Genomic DNA, 17,780 nt, shown 5'->3' with positions numbered 1-17,780 from the left:
AAAATTAACTGATTTTTTGGTAAACGTGTTATTAAGCTTTCTGCGACTTACTCAGTGGTCAATTCACGCCCACTTCAGAAAAGGCTGTAGGGTAGCAAAAAAGCGTATCTTTGGGCCAGCTTAAAGAGCGAATGAGCGAATGAGTGAAAGAGTGAAATCGTACCGCTGAAGCAACTAGCTGACGCCAATCCGTTCACGTTCTCCCCTATTCGCTCTTTCACTCTTTCACTCTTTCGCTCTTTACTGAATGAAACTAGCAGCTATCGATATCGGTTCTAACGCAGCTCGTCTGCAAATCTCAACGGTATTATATAACGACAATCAGGTTAGCTTCAAACGGGTTGAATATGTTCGTTTCCCGCTTCGCCTGGGGCACGACGTATTCAATTTCGGAGAACTCACTCCCGAAAGTGAAGCGCGAACCACTAAGCTTATGCAGGCTTATAAGTTGCTGATGGAACTGCATGAAGTAGAGGATTATATGGCCTGTGCCACATCGGCCATGCGTGAATCTTCGAACGGGCACGAAGTAGCCAAACGTATTGAAGCAACAACCGGCATTAAAATCAATATCATTGATGGGCGGAAAGAGGCCGAACTGATCAACAACGTAGTGGTACAGGCGCTCGATGATAAACAATACCTGCACATCGATGTAGGGGGCGGTAGTACCGAACTGAACGTCTACGAAAATCGCCAGAAAACCAATTCCAAATCCTTCAAAATAGGGTCGGTCCGGTTATTGGAAGGCAAGGAGACGAAAGGAGCCTGGCGCAAAATCGAAGATTGGGTTGAAGAAAATGTTGACTTGTCGCGGGAGATTGTGGCCGTTGGTACGGGTGGAAACATCAGTAAGCTGTTCAATCTGGCGTCTAAAATATCGGAACTGGAAACCACCCGCGACGAGATCGAACGGATACGAAACTACATTGCTGGATTCAGTCTGGACGATCGGATCAACAAGCTTCGCCTGAATGCCGACCGTGCTGATGTGATCGTACCTGCTTCCGACATTTACATTTCGGTGATGAAGTGGGCCGGAGCCGATCGAATTATTGTACCGGATTTAGGGCTAAAAGACGGCATCATTCAACTGGTGTATGCACATTTAGGCAAGCGCAAACCAATAGGCTAATGGAAACCCGATAGTACCTTTCTCTTCCGGTAACGGCTATATTGTTATTAACGAATCAATTATTTTACATTTAAGTTAGTCATTTAGCAAATTTGGTATGACACGCAAGTGTATTTGGTTTATTTTTTGCTTATAATGCACATCGAAACACTACCCTCGATACCGCCTGGAGCAAGCTTAACCAAAACACCATGGACGTAATAACCACCGTTTCGTTACAAGAGCAAATCGATACACTCATCCGCGAAAATAACCGACTAAAATCGCAGTTGGACGAGCAGGAGATAGATCAACGCTTTCTGATCGAATTCTCGGATAAGTTTGCTACGTATACGGTTGGAGATGAATTTTTTCACTCCCTGGTCAGCTATATTGCTGAGCAAACCCGGCTGGATTTCGTTTTTCTAGGCGAACTAATTGAACCTGGGCCCAATCACTTTGCCATTCGCACGATTGCCCTCACGGCCTACGGACAAACTGTCGGGAACATTCAGTATGATTTACCCGATGGTCCCTGTGAGCAGGTTATACAGGGACAATTATCGAAATACCCAAGTCAATGCCGTCGGTTGTTTCCCAAGAATCAGACGCTGGTTCAATTTAATGTAGAAGGCTACATTGGCTACCCGTTGTACGACACAAAGGGCAATGCGTTCGGCATCCTGACAGTCATGCACCAATCGACCATCGACCAACCCGAATACATTGCTTCCTTATTAAAGATTGTAGCCAAACGAGCCGAATTTGAACTGGAGCGCACGAAATACGAAGCCGACTTAAAAGCTATCAACGAAGAACTACTGGCTAAAAATCAGGAGTTAACCAACCGGAACGCTGAGCTGGCTTCGTTCAGTTACGTAGCCTCCCACGATTTGCAGGAACCGCTCCGTAAAATCCGCTCCTTTGGCGACCGGCTGAAAGTAGCCTACGCACATAACTTAGATGAGGAAGGGGCTGATATTGTTGATCGAATGGTACTGGCGGCCAAGCGCATGTCGCTGCTGATCAAAGACCTGCTCGATTACTCCCGGTTAACACTGCAATCGGATACCTGGCGCCCCCAGCCCTTAAGCGAAATCGTAGAATCGGTAGCCAATGAGTTAGACATTTCGATTCAGGAATCAGGCGCTCAACTGGAAATTGGTGAGTTAGCCATTGTACCGGGTGATGAGAGTCAGCTTCGGCAGTTATTTCAAAATCTGCTTTCCAATGCACTCAAGTTTACCCAACCTGATCAGTCTCCTCACATTCGCATTCAGAGTAGGCAGATCAAACGATCCGATCTACCCGCCGAATTTTTACTCCTGGCAGCCCCATCCGATTACGACCTGATTGAAGTGACGGATAACGGTATTGGTTTCGATGCACAACATGCCGAACGTATTTTCGGGACATTCCAGCGGCTACACGGCCAGGGGAAATATCCGGGTACCGGTATTGGGCTCGCCATTGCCAAAAAGATTGTCGAAAATCACCGGGGTTATATTACGGCAAAGAGTCAACCCGGTCAGGGCGCTACCTTCTCCGTCTATCTGCCAACGCAACATGTAGCCTGATTGCGTGCGGCAAACCCAGATGCTTATTGTCCAGTACGTCCACTTCTTATTTTTCGAATGACGATTGGTACGCACTTAGCAGGTGGACAAGCGCAGGAGGTGTTGGCCAGGGTAATAGACCGTTCTACATAACAGCCGAATGCACTGTAGATTCTTACTTTATAGGTCTGTGGCTTTCCTGTTCGTTTAAGATGCTGGATCACCATGCCATCAGCCGGAATCGGGTGGCTGGCACCTGAGAATACGCCATTATTTGCCACCTCATAGGTATCTATTTGAGTAACGTCATTGATACGCACCCAGCCATTGGCGAGCGATACCGAATCCTGACAGGTAGCTTCCTGTGCCGATACGGTAGCCTGAGGGGCAGGTTTCACAATGACAGTCAACAAGGCAAATGGGCGGCAGGTGGTATCGGTTGGAAATGGACTCAGACGCCCATACACATAATACGTTTTGTCGACCACATCGGTATTGGGTGGGAGCGAAATCGTACGCATCGTAGCGATTCCATTCGATGCGATCAATTCGCCCAGCGACACGCCACCGTTATATGGATTCGTTTGAGGAGAATCAAACCGAACCAACTCGATTTTATCAGGCCAGAAAGCGGTTGTTCGAACCTGCAAACTATCAACAATAGCCCCAGAACATACAGTTACCGACGTTTGGGACGTATTCGTGATTGACGGACACTGCGCCTGTGCCTCACATGGGGATAAAAAACTGGAAACAGTCAGGCAAATGACTACCAGAATCAGATGAAAGATAAGCTCATTTGGCCAACTGCCTGTGACCTTATAAGTACATCGATAAATTAATTTCCTGGTATAAGTCATCCCGCAATCCGATTCCCACAAGCTAAATTATACGCTATTCCAACTAGTAAAACGACTGTACTCACGAATTCTAACCCTTTTTCGTCACGTTACTTTTCCCAGGCGGGTTTCGTCTTTACGATCCAACTATTCACAACATGGACTCGTATCGTATTTTACTGCAACACAATCCACATTTTTTTGAAATTCCCCGGTTTCATCAGGACGGTTTTTTCTTCAATGAAATCGCCCATCTCCGCCAACAGACTGATGGCCATTTCTATTTGTTATCAGCCGTTAATCAGGCCACTCAACAGGCCGAGGTGAGGTGTGCTTTTTTTAATCGGCCCGATCAGGTGGTAAGCCCGGCAGCCGCTCCGTTTGGTTCAATCGAGTTTGCCGAAACGCTCCCCGATCCCGTGCTGGATAGCTTTTTAGAACAGCTTCTGGCGTCGGCCCGGCTTCTCAAAAGCTCTGTTCTCCGGCTGGTGAATTATCCAGATTGCTACGCTCCTCAACAAGCAAGCCGTCTCACCGCCAAACTGTTCAGGCACGGATTCCGGCAAGTAACAACCAATCAAAATTTTTATCTACCCGTTGGCACTCGAACCTTTGAAGAACTCATTCGTCCAGCGGAACGTAGGCGACTCCGTAAATGCCAACGGGCTAATTTTCGCTTTCATCACTGGACCAATCCTGCCATTTCTGATGTAGTGAATTTCCTCACCGAAACCCGACAGCAACAAGGCTACCGCTTAACCTTATCCCCCGAACGGCTAGCGGAGTTACTACATAACTTTCCAGATAAATTTCTGGTATTCAGTGTTACGGATGGGCCCAATCTGGCGGCACTGGTCATAACGGTACGCGTTCGACAGGACATTCTCTATTATTTTATGCCGTCTTCACATCCTGATTATCGAGCATTCAGTCCGATGGTTATGCTCATGGATGGCCTGTTTACGTACTGCCAGCGGCATCACATCCGACTACTCGACCTGGGTGTTTCGCTCGACAGCGCCCATAATCCAAAACCGAGTCTGATGCGATTCAAGCGCAATCTGGGTGCCCAGGAGTCGCCAAAACAGGTATTCGAGAAAGACCTGTAAGTTTTTGACAGGATGACAGGATTTTTAGCGATGGCCTTCCGCAATCCTGACATCGCTTATTCAGTCTGCTATTTTCTTCGTTATTTTACAGGAAAAAAGGAGCCCGGATTGGGAGCCGACGGCATGATTGAAGCTGTTTTTAATTCGGTTAGTCAGTTTATAAATGAGTTTTTCGCATCGTTGGTATCGCTGCTCAAAGTAGCCATGCGCTTACAACATGCCACGCGCTTACCCGCTCGTCAACGCCCGGCCTGTTCGGTTTTAGGCAATGGGCCGTCGCTGAATGAATCGCTGACTGAGCAGTTTGAGTTTATCAAACAAACCGAAATTGTTTGTGTCAACAACTTCGCCCACGCCGACATTTTTACCCGACTACAGCCTCAGGATTACGTCATTTCGGACCCAAACTACTTCGTTTTTACGGAACACACTACCGATCGCGACGACATTCGGCAGACGTTGGCAGTTTTTCGGGAGCGCGTCGATTGGCCTATGACACTGTATGTACCCCACTTTGCCAAAGGCTCCTATTTGCTACGAATTATTCAGGAGGGCAACCCGAATATTTCGGTCGTTTATTTCAACTATACGGTTGTACGTGGTTTTCGATGGCTGGTTTACTGGCTATACGCCAAAGGGTTTGGAATGCCACAAGCCCAAACGGTCATCATTGCGGCATTGGCGCTGATGATCAACCGGAAGTTCGAGCGGATTTATTTGTTTGGTGCCGACACATCCTGGCACGAACAAATCCGCCTGAACGACCAGAATCAGTTGCTGATCAAACAGATCCACTTCTACGATAAGCCGAAAGATATTTCCCACCAACCAGTGTATTCGGATGCCCAACGGCAGCGCACGTTTTCGATGGCTTCGCAGTTTTTAGCGTTCCATAAAGTATTTCGGGGCTATGAAGTGCTTCGGGATTATGCCGATTATCGTGGTGTAAACATTATCAACGCCAGCGCCAAAAGCTACATCGACGCATTCGAGCGTGAAAAGCTTCCTCAACCCGTCAGTAATCCATGAACTATTCCCGGTACCAACGCTTTCTAAGCTTGCTTTTCAGTCTGTTTTTGTTGAGCTGCCTTCAGGGCATAGCCCAACAAAAACCCAACATTGTGCTGATCTATGCCGATGATTTAGGGTACGGTGATGTCAGTTGTTATGGGGCTAGTAAAATCCAAACGCCTAATATTGACCGAATTGCCCGCGAAGGTCTTCGGTTTACCAATGCGCATGCCTCTTCGTCGACCTGTACACCGTCCCGCTACACGTTGTTAACCGGTTCCTATGCCTGGCGAAAGTCGGGAACGGGCATTGCCCCTGGCGATGCGGCTCTACTGATTCCTACCAACCGCACCACACTGCCCGGCATTTTACAAAAAGCGGGATATAAAACAGGCGTTGTTGGTAAATGGCATTTGGGGCTAGGCCCTCAGGGTGGCCCCGACTGGAACGGCGACATCAAACCCGGTCCGCTCGAAATCGGCTTCACCTATTCGTACCTCCTGCCCGCTACCGGCGACCGGGTGCCTTGTGTATATGTAGAAAATCACCGCGTGGTAGGCCTTGATCCGAAAGACCCCATTCAGGTTAGTTACACAACACCGATTGGAACCGAGCCGACGGGCAAAGCCAATCCTGAACTCCTCAAAATGACGTATTCGCACGGTCATGACCAGACCATCGTGAATGGCGTTAGCCGAATCGGGTATATGAGTGGCGGCAAATCGGCACGCTGGGTCGATGAAACAATGGCCGATGTACTGGTTGGTAAAGTGTCTCAGTTTATTGAGAACAGTAAAGCGGGGCCATTTTTCGTTTACTTTTCAACGCACGACATTCATGTACCGCGTATGCCGAATCCACGATTTGCGGGTAAAAGCGGTATGGGACCACGGGGCGATGTGATTCTGCAACTGGATTGGTGTGTGGGCGAAGTCCTGAAAACGCTTGACCGACTGGGTCTTAGCCAAAATACGATGGTCATTGTGAGCAGCGATAACGGTCCGGTCGTGGATGACGGGTATAAGGATCAGGCTGTCGAAAAGTTGGGGACTCATAAGCCAGCCGGGCCGCTGCGGGGTGGCAAATACAGTGCCTTCGATGCCGGAACGCGGGTGCCGTTTATCCTGCGCTGGCCAGGCCATGTCAAGCCCGGCGTTAGCGATGCCCTGGTTAGCCAGGTTGATTTGCTGGCCTCCTTTGCGGCACTCACGGGTCAAACGCTTTCGAAAACCGACGCTGGGGACAGCTTTAATTCACTAGACGCTTTGCTGGGAAAGTCGAAAAAGAATCGGGAGTATGTGATTGAACACGCATTAAACGGAACGCTCTCGATCATTCGGGATGACTGGAAATACATTGAGCCCCACGATGGTCAGGCACATATGCCCGAAGTCAATATTGAAACCGGCTATACGCCAAAGCCACAACTGTATAATTTAAAAAGTAACCTCGGTGAAACGGTTAATCAGGCCGGTCAACAACCTGCGCTTGTTAGCCAACTAGCCGACCTTCTGAAAGCTGTCCGCGAAACCGAAGGGTATAAGAAAGAATAATGAACAATGGGTTTTCTGATGGCCACCAGTTGGATCATTATCCATTTTTCATTGTTCATTATGCATTTAATTAAAGACGAATATGCTTGACCTCACAAATAAATCGATTCTGATTACGGGCGGTACGGGTTCGTTCGGCAAAAAGTTTGTCGAAATGATGTACCAACGACACCCGAATCTCAAACGCCTGGTTATCTACTCCCGCGACGAACTGAAACAGTTCGAAATGTCGCAGCATTACCCACATGCCAAGTATAAGTCCATCCGGTTTTTCATTGGCGACGTGCGCGATGCCGAACGGCTCAAGCGGGCTTGCGAGGGTATCGACATTATTGTCCATGCAGCGGCACTGAAGCAGGTACCAGCCGCCGAATACAACCCGATGGAGTGCATCAAAACCAATGTATTCGGTGCTGAAAATGTCATCAACGCGGCACTGGACAACGGTGTGCAGCGGGTTGTGGCTCTTTCGACCGATAAAGCAGCCGCGCCCATTAATCTCTACGGAGCCACCAAATTATGTTCCGACAAGCTATTCGTGGCAGCCAATAATATGAAAGGCAGTCGTGATCTGCGGTTTTCGGTTGTTCGCTATGGTAACGTAATCGGCTCACGGGGTTCGGTGGTGCCGTTCTTTCTGGATAAGCGAAAAGAGGGTGTACTTCCCATCACGCACCCCGATATGACCCGATTCAATATCTCGCTGGAAGAAGGGGTCGAAATGGTGTTTCATGCGCTCGAACATGCCTGGGGTGGCGAGATTTTCGTTCCGAAGATTCCCTCGTACCGGATTACGGATGTGGCCACAGCCATCGGTCCCGACTGCGAGCAAAAGTTAGTGGGTATCCGACCCGGCGAAAAATTGCATGAGGAAATGATTACCGAAACCGACTCACTTAATACGGTCGAGACGGATAAGTATTACGTCATTACGCCCTCTACGCCAACCTGGAGCATTGATGAGTACATGAACGCGTTCAACGGTCGTCAGGTGGAGATGGGCTTTAAATACAACTCCGGCACCAACACCGACTGGCTCACGGTTGATCAGCTTCGTGACCAGATTCGGCAACACGTTGATCCAGATTTTCAGGTGTAATGCGGGTGGAAACCCGCAATACGTTGCCACATAAAGCGGGTTTCCACCCGCATTACTGATTTATGAACCCCATTCCCTACGGTCGGCAGCACATCACCGACGAAGACATTGACGCCGTTGCCAACGTTCTGCGTGGCCCTTTTCTGACGCAGGGGCCGCATATCGCTACGTTCGAATCGGCCTTTGCTGCTTATATTGGCTGTCAGTATGCTGTTGCCGTTGCCAATGGAACGGCTGCCTTGCATTTGGCTTGTATGGCTCTGGGCGTTACCGAATGGACGCGGGTCATCACAACGCCTATTACCTTTTCAGCTTCGGCCAATTGCGTTCGGTACTGCGGGGGTGAAGTACACTTCGCCGACATCGACCCTAAAACAGCCGTACTTGATGTAAATTCCGTACGGGCTTTACTTGAGCAACATCCGAAAGGCTATTTTTCTGGCGTCATTCCGGTCGATTTTGCGGGTTATCCGGTCGATTTAGCTGCGTTTCGAAAGCTGGCGGATGAGTACGACTTGTGGATTTTGGAAGATGCCTGTCATGCGCCCGGTGGCTCGTTTACCGACGCTGAAGGCACCGCGCATCGCTGTGGCGATGGGTCGCTGGCCGAACTGGCAATTTTCAGTTTCCATCCGGTCAAACACATTGCGGCTGGTGAGGGCGGTATGATTACCACCAACGATGAAGCCCTGTACAAACATCTGCTTCGGCTCCGAACACACGGCATTACCAACAAACCAGAAGAGTTGATCGAACCCTACCTTGGCGAACCTGAACGAGGGGGCTGGTACATGCAGATGCAGGAGTTAGGCTATAACTACCGGCTAACCGACATGCAGGCCGCTCTGGGAACGAGTCAGCTAAATCGTGTTGATGGCATGCTGGTTCGACGACAGGAAATTGCCAAACGGTACGACGAAGCCTTTGCCGGAACTGTCGTTACTACGATTGCGGCACCGACCAATGGAAGTCATGCGTACCACCTGTATGTGATTCAGGTAGACGACCGGAAGGGTTTGTACGACTTTCTGCGAACCAAACAGATCATGGCGCAGGTGCATTACATACCCGTACACCTGATGCCCTATTACCGGCAGTTTGGCTGGAAACCGGGTGATTTTCCGAAGGCCGAGCATTACTACGCCCGTTGCTTGAGCTTACCCATGTTCCCAACGCTGACTGATGCTGAACAGGAGCATGTTATTGCCTGTGTCAACGAATTTATGGGCTTATGAGTACATTGGCTATCATTCCCGCTAGGGGCGGCAGTAAGCGGATTCCCCGCAAAAACATCCGGCCATTCCTCGGCAAACCGATTATAGCGTATGTGATTCAAGCAGCGCTCAAATCCGGTTTGTTCAATGAGGTGATGGTCTCGACCGATGATACTGAAATTGCTGCTATTGGCCAGGAATATGGCGCATCGGTTCCGTTTTTACGCCGAGCTGAAACCGCTGATGATTATGCCACGACAGCCGCTGTATTGCAGGACGTGTTGGGCCAATACACTGAACTGGGCCGCTCATTTGACTATGCCTGTTGCCTCTACCCTACTGCTCCCTTTATTACGCCAAAACTCCTCAAAAAGGCTTTTGAAACCCTTACTGAACAGCAGTTCGATACGGTTTATCCGGTTCAGCCCTTCAGCTTTCCGATTCAACGGGCCGTCCGGTTACGCGACGCAAAAGTAGCGTGGTTTCAGCCTGAACATGCCCTAACTCGCTCGCAGGATTTAGAGCCCGCCTATCACGATGCGGGTCAGTTTTATTTCTTCAACGTGGCTACCTTTCAGCAAAATCATCGGCTCATCACCGATAACGCGGGAGGCATCATCATTTCGGAACTGGAAGCCCACGACATCGACAATGAAACCGACTGGCAAATCGCGGAGATAAAATTTAAAATGAACAATGAACAATGAACAATGTGGTGTTAGGACTCACTGCATTATCCATTGTTCATTATGCATTATGAATTGATTTATGAGTCGACTACTTTTTCGAGCGGACGGAAACGCCCAGATTGGTCTTGGCCATGTGATGCGATGCCTGGCGCTGGCCCACATGCTCAAGAATGATTTTTCAATGCGCTTTGCTATCGTAGAGCCAACGGCAACCATTCAAAGCATGATTGAACAAACTGGCATAGTCGTTTTATCGCTACCAGCATCAGACTCCCAATCGGCATTTGTCAACCTGATTGAGGGCGATGAAGTTGTAATACTAGACGGCTATGCGTTTGACGAGTCGTTTCAGCGTTCAGTACGATCAAAAGCTCTGAAGCTGGTTTTTATTGACGACCTGATCACAGGCCATCAGGTAGCGGATGTCGTTATCAATCATGCGGGTGGTGTTTCGAACGATGAGTACGATGCGGCAGACTATACTCAATTCTATCTGGGGCCGCACTATACCATGCTCCGACCTGAATTTCTAAAGCCCGAAGGTTTTGGCGAACCTCCAACCAATGTCCCCATTTTTGTCAGCTTAGGCGGTGCCGATCCCGAAAACCGTTCACTTACGGTAGTAGAGGGTATAAAAAAAGCGGACGCCAGCTTACCAGTCCATATCGTTTTAGGGCCATTTCACCCAAACCGAGCCGCCATCGAAGCCTTCCAAGCCGAACTTCCTAACCTGACCATTCTGGAAAATCTCAGCGCCAGTCAGATGGTCGAAACGCTACAACAATGTCGCTTGGCCATTACGGCCAGTAGCACCATCAGCTACGAAGTTTGTGCTGTAAACCGCCCGTTAATCGCCGTCGTAACGGCCGATAACCAGGCTCGTCTGGCCCGCTTCCTTTCCGAAAAAAAACTGGCGTTATCCGTCCTTTCGCCAACCTACCTTACAGGTAAGATTCCGGTTTTGGGGCTAGATGAGCAAATCCGATTAGCGATCCAGAATTTTCAGCCAGCCAGTGAAATCGTTGCCGATTCGTTGTCAAACCAGCGTCGTTATTTTGACGGACAATCGCCCGAGCGATTTCGTGCGTTATTTCAAAATTTAAATGCGTAATTCGGGGCAACCAGTCTGTGCTACTGTCATGCTTACTTACCGAACCGCTAAACCCACCGATGCTCAGCTTTACTTCGCCTGGGCCAATGACCCTGATACCCGGCGACAGTCGTTCAACTCATCGCCGATTTCACTGGAAACGCATACGGCCTGGTTTACCCGTAAGTTAGCTGATCCTAATGCGTTGTTACTCGTTTTTCTGAACGATACCGGACAGCCTGTTGGTCAGGTCCGTTTTGAGCGAACACCGGTGGCGGACATGCCCGACGAAATCGTCATCGGTATCTCTGTCGATGCCAACCATCGGGGAAAGGGGCTGGCTTCTCAGCTTATTCAGCAAGCCTGTACCATCTGTCGGCAACGCTGGGAAGCCGTTACGATTCATGCCTATATCAAACCCGAGAATCAGGCGTCCATACGCGCCTTTGAGCGGGCCGGTTTCAAATTGTCAGGGGAAAGCGGTAAATTTGGGGATTCCAGCCCAGCTTCATCAGGCCGGATCACACCAGGCCAGCCAACGCATAGCCTGCTTTACATAAACAGTCAATGAGTAGTACTCAACCGATTCAGGTTGCCCACTATACCATCAGCCCCGCACATCGCCCGTTTGTGATCGCCGAGATGTCGGGCAATCATAACCAATCGCTGGAACGAGCGCTGGAAATTGTCGATGCTGTAGCCGATGCGGGTGCACACGCCCTTAAGCTCCAGACCTACACCCCCGATACCATTACCTTCAATGGCGCTTCCGAGGAATTTTTCATTCGGGATGCCAAGTCGTTGTGGGCCGACAAAAACCTGTACAAGCTGTACAAAGAAGCCTACACGCCCTGGGGGTGGCACAAGCCGATTTTTGAGCACGCCCAAAAGCGAGGTATGATTGCGTTCAGTTCGCCGTTCGATACCACTGCTGTCGATTTTCTGGAGTCGCTCAACGTGCCGCTGTACAAGATTGCATCGTTTGAAAATACCGATCATATCCTGCTCAAAAAAGTAGCGCAAACGGGTAAGCCGGTCATTATGAGTACGGGCGTAGCCTCCGTTGCCGACCTCGATGAGTCGGTAAAAGTCCTCCGGGCCAATGGATGCAAAGAGCTGGTGCTGCTCAAATGCACCAGCACGTACCCGGCCACGCCCGAAACGACGAACCTGCTCACCATTCCGCATATGCGTGATCTATTTGATGTCCCCGTTGGCCTTTCTGATCATACAATGGGCATTGGTGCAGCGGTAGCCGCCGTCGCTTTGGGAGCGGTAGTCCTCGAAAAACACGTTACGCTCCGCCGGGCCGATGGCGGTGTCGATTCTGCCTTTTCGCTGGAACCCGACGAACTGAAAAATCTGGTGATCGAAACCGAGCGGGCGCATCTGGCTATGGGGCAGGTGAGTTATACACTTACGCCTAAGGAAGAGAAAAGTCTTCAATTCAAACGATCGCTGTACGTCGTTCGCGACCTGAAAGTGGGCGAAACCTTCACCTCCGAAAACGTCCGTAGCATTCGCCCGGCCAACGGCCTGCACACCCGCTATTACGACGACATTCTCGGCAAAACCGCCACACAAGACATCACCGCAGGCACAGCCCTTAGCTGGAATCTAATTGCGAATGAGTGAATGAGTGAATGAGTGAATACCATCCGGCTAACTTTTCTTGCGTCAGCTATTCACTCATTCACTCATTCGCTCATTCGCTCATTGAAAAATGGGTATCATCAAACGGCAAACCATTCAGAGTTCTATTTACGCCTACGCAGGGGTGGCCGTTGGTTTTCTGACACAGGGGGTTTTCTTTCCGAATATCTTTCAGGGAACGCAGGTAGTTGGGTTGTTGACGCTGCTGATCTCGTTATCACAGGTACTGGCGCAGGCGTCCAATCTAGGGTTAAACGGAGCGGGAGGACGCTATTTTCCTTTTTTTCGGAATGCAGAACGGCAACATAACGGTTATCTGCTCATTGCCTGTTTGACTACACTACTTGGCTTTTGCCTTTGCGTATTCGTCCTGTGGTTGGCACGTCCATTGGTTATCGACTGGTATCAAAAAGATTCGGCCCTGTTTGTTGAATATTATTATCTGCTCATTCCACTAACGCTCTTTACGGTCTATTTCACGGTATTTGACAACTATGCCCGGCTGTTGTATGATCCGGTTACTGGCACAATCTTACAACAGTTCGTCCAACGGGTACTCATCCTGCTAGCGGGTGGATTATACTGGCTGGGCTGGGTTACGTTGCCGCAATTTCTGGGTGTATGGCTGTTGGCTTTCTTAGTCCCGCTATTGGTCATGATCATCAGCGTAGCCCGTGACGAAGCGTTGTTTTTCAGTCGTCAATTTATATCTATTGATGCCGCGTTGCGCCGGAATCTGATGCGTTATGCGGGCATTACACTCACTTCAGCCCTGTCGACCCAGATTGTCTGGACCATCGATAAAGTGATGATTAACAGCAAGCAAGGGCTGGGCGATACGGGTGTGTACGGTACGGCCTCGTATTTTGCGGCTGTGATCGCCATTCCGGCCACCATGTTGTATAAAGTGTCGGGAACGCTCATTGCCGAATCCTGGAAAACCAACGACATGAAAAATATTGCGATGATTTATCGCAAAAGCTGTCTAAATCAGTTGATTGCAGGTTGTCTGGTATTCGTGGGTGTAGCAGCTAATCTGTCGAATGTATTTCGATTTCTGCCGCCCGATTATGCGGCCGGTTACTACGTCATTTTATGGCTTGGTCTGGGCAAATTGATCGACATGGCCACGGGTGTAAACGGCATTATTCTGAACACATCCCGTTTCTACGCCTACGATTCAGCTTTTTTTGTTGTTCTTATTTTCATTACCATTGGAGCGAACCTCTATTTAATACCTCGTTTTGGTATTAACGGAGCAGCTATTGGCGCTGCGCTGGCGACGTTTCTGTATAATTTTGTTCGTACGCTGTTTGTCGGGATTGCTTTTAAGCTACAGCCCTTCACCTGGCGAAATCTGGTCGTCATTATCCTGGCACTGGCTGTCTGGTGGGTTTCGGTGCAAATCCCCTCCCCGACGGCCGATGCACCAAAATGGAAAGTCATTCTCGACGTTGCCTGGCGCTCTACGCTGATTACTGGACTTTTCGGTGGGTTCGTTATCGGTCTCCGTTTGTCGAGCGATATAAACGAAACAGTGATCGGATTGCGAAAGCGGTTTTTTAGTAAGTAACTAGTTATAACACAGAGATTCGCAGAGATAAAAGAGATTCACGGAGAAAACGTTGTGTTTCTTCCCTTCCTCTGTGAGTCTCTGTGTAACAAGATAGCCTATGTGGTTTTTTAAATTCTTATTCACCGAAACGGCCCGGCTTCTGCGCTCGGTAGAAGGCCGTCGGTTGCTTTGGCTAGCGCTTCAGTATGGTGACCGTCCACGTAATCAGCCCGTCGATGTTACGTTTGGGCGGTACCGATTTCGGGTGCCAGATGCTCTATCATTTGTCTGGCAGTATCGGGAGATTTTCGTCGATGAGTTTTATAAGTTCACGGCAACAACACCGAATCCGGTGATTTTCGACTGTGGTACGAATATCGGCACCAGCGTTGCTTATTTCCGTGAGTACTACCCGACAGCCCGTATCGTAGCGTTTGAAGCGGATGAGCAGATCAGCGCTACACTGCAAAATAACCTGAGCCAGAACCAGATTTCGGGCGTAGAGGTCATTACAAAAGCCGTCTGGACCAATGAAGAGGGCATCTGGTTTGGCAGTGATCAGGCTGATTCAGCGTCTATTTTTTCACAGACGGATCGTAAACTCGTTCCCTCGGTTCGCCTTCGCGACTACCTGCTTCGCGAACCCCGAATCGACATGCTCAAAATGGATATCGAAGGAGCCGAGACGGCGGTATTGACCGACTGCCAAGATGCGCTCAACAACGTCCAGAATCTGTTCGTCGAATTCCATGCCTACCTCGACCATCCGCAAACGTTAGCCGAGGTGATGAACGTCCTGGAAAACAGCGGTTTTCGATATTACATCAACACCAGCCAGTACCGTCCGGCTCCATTAGTCAACCATCGCTATAAAGGCAACGACAGCATGGACTTACAATTGAATATCTTTGCGTACAGAAAATAGTCATTAATTGTCATTTAATGGTCATTGGTAGTCATTAATGGTACGTAACAAATGACAATCAATGATTATAAATGACCGTTGAATGACCATTCAATTAGATGATCGACAAAATCCTCTCCCGTCCTGAGTTTCAGACCGAACCGCCTGTCCTGGTGGATATTGGCGCATCAGGGCAGCTACATACCCGCTGGAAATCATTTGCCAAGTATGCCATCTGCATTGCCTTCGATGCCGACGATCGTGACTTTGGCTATGTCGAAAGCGAATCCAGCCACTTTCGGAAGCTGTACACCTTCAACCACATCGTTACCAATACGGAAACCGAAACCGCTGATTTTTACCTGACCGAATCGCCCCACTGTTCCAGCTTATTGAAACCTCGTCCCGACTGGATTCAGGAATATGCCTTTGCGCCAAAATTTGAGCCGACAAAGGTCGTTCAGTTGAAAACCGGTAGCCTTCGCTCAACACTCGACAGCCTAAGCATCGGACAGGTGGACTGGTTCAAAACCGACTCCCAGGGAACTGATTTACGACTATTTCGCAACCTTGGCGACGATCGGGCGCGTCGTGTACTGACAGCCGAATTTGAACCCGGTATTGCGTCGATTTATGAAGGCGAAGACAAGTTGTATACCGTTTTGCAATACATGGAAGAAACGGGTAGCCACTGGCTGGCGGAGTTGCTGCCTAAAGGATCTCCACGCATCACCCCCGCCTTACTTGACAGTTTCACGAGCCAGCCATTGATCAAGAAATTCGTCCTGTTCTCGTTGAAAAACAGTGCGGTCTGGGGCGAAATGACCTACCTGAATCGCTTTGCTGATGAGGCAACCCTAACCCAACGCAACCTACTCCTGGGCTGGGTATTCGCTACGACGCTAAAGCAACACGGCTTTGCCCTGATTCTGACCCAGAAAGCAAAAAGTCGTTTTTCCGATCCAATATTTGCCGAAATGGAAGCCTATTCCCGTCGGCGCATCTGGGGGCGCGTGTTCGGGCTGGGCTTCTGGCCGGAAGTCGTCAAGAAATTCGATAAACTTTTGGGACGGTGAGAGTTACGCACCTGAGCACCTACCACCTTTTCGGAGGGGCCGCCGTAGCCGCCAATCGACTGCATCGGGCTCTGCAAAAGCAAATCTGGGGCAGCACTCCCATCGAAAGCACCCTGCTCGTTGGCACTGCCAACCGACTTGAAACCCACCGTCCAGAATCAGGTGTACTCTATCTGGCCAATAACTTCCTGGCTGAACAGACGGCCTTTGGGCGGTTCGTAGCCGAACGGTTGTACTTCCTCCCTCACGAACGTGACCATTCGGTTAGATTTCAGTTTTCACCCGCCAAATTTGGTGCTGCGCTTGATTTTCATCCGGCCGTTCAGCAGGCTGATGTCTTGCACCTGCATTGGATTAACTTCGGTTTTCTGTCGATTAATGGCCTCCAAACGCTATTTAAGTTAGGCAAACCGATTGTCTGGACGTTGCATGACCAATGGGCATTTACGGGTGGATGTCATTACTCGCGGGGCTGCGATCATTTTCTGAGCCATTGCTGCCAATGTCCATATCTGAAAAAGCCATCGGAACACGATTTATCGAACCGGGTATTCAATCAAAAGAAAGACCTATTTAGCAGGGCTCGTATCCATTTTACACCACCCAGCCACTGGCTGGCGACCGAGGCACAGCGAAGTACCCTCCTACGCGATTTTCCGTTTACGGTGATTCCATACGCCATCGACCAGAGCGTTTTTAAACCCATTGATCGAGCCGAAGCTAACGTTCATCTGGAACTACCCGATACCAATCGACCACGGTTGCTGTTTGGCAGCGCCAACGTAACCGACGTTCGGAAAGGGTTCAAGTATTTTGCCGAAGCGTTAACGCTACTTCATCAGCAACACCCTGACTTAACGCCCGAAATTTTGGTTTTCGGAAAAGGCCGCTCCTATTTGTTCAACGAACTTCCCTTTCCTATCCGACACTTGGGCATATTAACCTCAGCCGAAGACATAGTTGCGGCTTATAATGCAGCCGATGCTATGATCGTTCCGTCGTTGGAAGACAACCTACCGAATACAGTCATCGAAGCAATGGCTTGCGGAACCCCTGTCGTTGGATTCCGAACGGGTGGTATTCCCGAAATGATCGACCATCAGCAAAATGGCTACCTGGCCGATGTCGGTTCAGCCGAGCAGCTCGCCGATGGTCTGGCTTTTATCCTGACGAACGAAGCTCCCGAAATTCTCCGTCGGAACGCACGCCAAACCGCCGAAAATCGTTTCTCCGAAGACGTCGTAGCCAAGCAACATATAGACCTCTATACCCAATTGTTGAATGAGTGAATGATAGAATGATTGGATAGCTGGCGCAA

Annotated in this window: 16 protein-coding genes; 15 read left to right on the top strand and 1 reads right to left on the bottom strand. The window is 49.5% G+C overall.

Annotation, left to right across the window (positions count from 1 at the left end; translation table 11 throughout):
* The first annotated feature begins 247 nt into the window (after positions 1-247).
* Together ACYVFD_RS31510 and ACYVFD_RS31505 are read left to right on the top strand one after the other, a co-directional pair.
* A complete protein-coding gene (locus tag ACYVFD_RS31510) occupies positions 248-1,135 on the top strand; it encodes a Ppx/GppA phosphatase family protein (protein ID WP_461094593.1) in 888 nt (295 codons plus the stop codon).
* A 191-nt stretch (positions 1,136-1,326) separates the two neighbouring features.
* Positions 1,327-2,691 carry a sensor histidine kinase gene (locus ACYVFD_RS31505; RefSeq protein ID WP_461094592.1) on the top strand — a complete coding sequence of 455 codons (1,365 nt, stop codon included), beginning with the start codon at positions 1,327-1,329 and terminating at the stop codon, positions 2,689-2,691.
* 23 nt (positions 2,692-2,714) lie between these two features.
* Here ACYVFD_RS31505 and ACYVFD_RS31500 read toward each other — a convergent pair whose 3' ends face one another.
* Complete coding sequence (locus ACYVFD_RS31500; protein ID WP_461094591.1) at positions 2,715-3,320, bottom strand: hypothetical protein; 606 nt, start codon at positions 3,318-3,320, stop codon at positions 2,715-2,717.
* 347 nt (positions 3,321-3,667) lie between these two features.
* On the opposite strand from ACYVFD_RS31500, the gene ACYVFD_RS31495 reads away from it, so the two are divergent.
* The 13 genes from ACYVFD_RS31495 (at position 3,668) to ACYVFD_RS31435 (ending at position 17,751) form a co-directional block, all read left to right on the top strand.
* Positions 3,668-4,618: a GNAT family N-acetyltransferase gene (locus ACYVFD_RS31495; protein WP_461094590.1), complete on the top strand. Its 951-nt coding sequence runs from the start codon at positions 3,668-3,670 to the stop codon at positions 4,616-4,618.
* A gap of 123 nt (positions 4,619-4,741) precedes the next feature.
* Complete coding sequence (locus ACYVFD_RS31490; protein ID WP_461094653.1) at positions 4,742-5,647, top strand: motility associated factor glycosyltransferase family protein; 906 nt, start codon at positions 4,742-4,744, stop codon at positions 5,645-5,647.
* Positions 5,644-7,182 carry a sulfatase family protein gene (locus tag ACYVFD_RS31485; protein ID WP_461094589.1) on the top strand — a complete coding sequence of 513 codons (1,539 nt, stop codon included), beginning with the start codon at positions 5,644-5,646 and terminating at the stop codon, positions 7,180-7,182. Before ACYVFD_RS31490 ends, ACYVFD_RS31485 begins: the two co-directional genes overlap by 4 nt.
* 82 nt (positions 7,183-7,264) lie before the next feature.
* Complete coding sequence (pseB, locus tag ACYVFD_RS31480) at positions 7,265-8,281, top strand: UDP-N-acetylglucosamine 4,6-dehydratase (inverting) (RefSeq protein ID WP_461094588.1); 1,017 nt, start codon at positions 7,265-7,267, stop codon at positions 8,279-8,281.
* Between the two features lie 62 nt (positions 8,282-8,343).
* Positions 8,344-9,516 (top strand): UDP-4-amino-4,6-dideoxy-N-acetyl-beta-L-altrosamine transaminase, encoded by a 1,173-nt coding sequence (gene pseC, locus ACYVFD_RS31475; protein ID WP_461094587.1) that lies wholly within the window; start codon positions 8,344-8,346, stop codon positions 9,514-9,516.
* Positions 9,513-10,202 (top strand): pseudaminic acid cytidylyltransferase, encoded by a 690-nt coding sequence (gene pseF, locus ACYVFD_RS31470; RefSeq protein ID WP_461094586.1) that lies wholly within the window; start codon positions 9,513-9,515, stop codon positions 10,200-10,202. Before pseC ends, pseF begins: the two co-directional genes overlap by 4 nt.
* A gap of 61 nt (positions 10,203-10,263) precedes the next feature.
* Positions 10,264-11,295, top strand: a complete 1,032-nt coding sequence (gene pseG / locus ACYVFD_RS31465; RefSeq protein ID WP_461094585.1) for a UDP-2,4-diacetamido-2,4,6-trideoxy-beta-L-altropyranose hydrolase — start codon at positions 10,264-10,266, stop codon at positions 11,293-11,295.
* A gap of 28 nt (positions 11,296-11,323) precedes the next feature.
* Positions 11,324-11,845, top strand: coding sequence for a GNAT family N-acetyltransferase (locus ACYVFD_RS31460; RefSeq protein ID WP_461094584.1), 522 nt, complete (start codon positions 11,324-11,326; stop codon positions 11,843-11,845).
* The gene (gene pseI, locus ACYVFD_RS31455) at positions 11,842-12,909 is read left to right on the top strand and encodes a pseudaminic acid synthase (RefSeq protein WP_461094583.1); all 1,068 of its coding nucleotides are present in this window, start codon (positions 11,842-11,844) and stop codon (positions 12,907-12,909) included. The genes ACYVFD_RS31460 and pseI overlap by 4 nt, the downstream gene beginning before the upstream one ends.
* An 88-nt stretch (positions 12,910-12,997) precedes the next feature.
* Positions 12,998-14,500, top strand: coding sequence for a lipopolysaccharide biosynthesis protein (locus tag ACYVFD_RS31450; RefSeq protein ID WP_461094582.1), 1,503 nt, complete (start codon positions 12,998-13,000; stop codon positions 14,498-14,500).
* Positions 14,501-14,600: 100 nt separating this feature from the next.
* Positions 14,601-15,407 (top strand): FkbM family methyltransferase, encoded by an 807-nt coding sequence (locus ACYVFD_RS31445; RefSeq protein WP_461094581.1) that lies wholly within the window; start codon positions 14,601-14,603, stop codon positions 15,405-15,407.
* A 98-nt stretch (positions 15,408-15,505) separates the two neighbouring features.
* Positions 15,506-16,462, top strand: coding sequence for a hypothetical protein (locus ACYVFD_RS31440; RefSeq protein ID WP_461094580.1), 957 nt, complete (start codon positions 15,506-15,508; stop codon positions 16,460-16,462).
* Complete coding sequence (locus tag ACYVFD_RS31435; RefSeq protein ID WP_461094579.1) at positions 16,459-17,751, top strand: glycosyltransferase family 4 protein; 1,293 nt, start codon at positions 16,459-16,461, stop codon at positions 17,749-17,751. Before ACYVFD_RS31440 ends, ACYVFD_RS31435 begins: the two co-directional genes overlap by 4 nt.
* Positions 17,752-17,780 lie beyond the last annotated feature (29 nt).

It is taken from the genome of Spirosoma gilvum (assembly GCF_054776815.1).
This window is presented reverse-complemented; position numbering and strand designations above follow the sequence as displayed.

Bases quoted from the DNA above. Each gene is read 5' to 3' on its own strand.
- ACYVFD_RS31445 (WP_461094581.1), top strand. From the start codon at position 14,601: ATGTGGTTTTTTAAATTCTTATTCACCGAAACGGCCCGGCTTCTGCGC.
- ACYVFD_RS31495 (WP_461094590.1), top strand. From the start codon at position 3,668: ATGGACTCGTATCGTATTTTACTGCAACACAATCCACATTTTTTTGAA.
- pseI (WP_461094583.1), top strand. From the start codon at position 11,842: ATGAGTAGTACTCAACCGATTCAGGTTGCCCACTATACCATCAGCCCC.
- pseF (WP_461094586.1), top strand. From the start codon at position 9,513: ATGAGTACATTGGCTATCATTCCCGCTAGGGGCGGCAGTAAGCGGATT.
- ACYVFD_RS31450 (WP_461094582.1), top strand. From the start codon at position 12,998: ATGGGTATCATCAAACGGCAAACCATTCAGAGTTCTATTTACGCCTAC.
- ACYVFD_RS31510 (WP_461094593.1), top strand. From the start codon at position 248: ATGAAACTAGCAGCTATCGATATCGGTTCTAACGCAGCTCGTCTGCAA.
- pseC (WP_461094587.1), top strand. From the start codon at position 8,344: ATGAACCCCATTCCCTACGGTCGGCAGCACATCACCGACGAAGACATT.
- ACYVFD_RS31460 (WP_461094584.1), top strand. From the start codon at position 11,324: ATGCTTACTTACCGAACCGCTAAACCCACCGATGCTCAGCTTTACTTC.
- pseG (WP_461094585.1), top strand. From the start codon at position 10,264: ATGAGTCGACTACTTTTTCGAGCGGACGGAAACGCCCAGATTGGTCTT.
- ACYVFD_RS31490 (WP_461094653.1), top strand. From the start codon at position 4,742: ATGATTGAAGCTGTTTTTAATTCGGTTAGTCAGTTTATAAATGAGTTT.
- pseB (WP_461094588.1), top strand. From the start codon at position 7,265: ATGCTTGACCTCACAAATAAATCGATTCTGATTACGGGCGGTACGGGT.
- ACYVFD_RS31505 (WP_461094592.1), top strand. From the start codon at position 1,327: ATGGACGTAATAACCACCGTTTCGTTACAAGAGCAAATCGATACACTC.
- ACYVFD_RS31440 (WP_461094580.1), top strand. From the start codon at position 15,506: ATGATCGACAAAATCCTCTCCCGTCCTGAGTTTCAGACCGAACCGCCT.
- ACYVFD_RS31485 (WP_461094589.1), top strand. From the start codon at position 5,644: ATGAACTATTCCCGGTACCAACGCTTTCTAAGCTTGCTTTTCAGTCTG.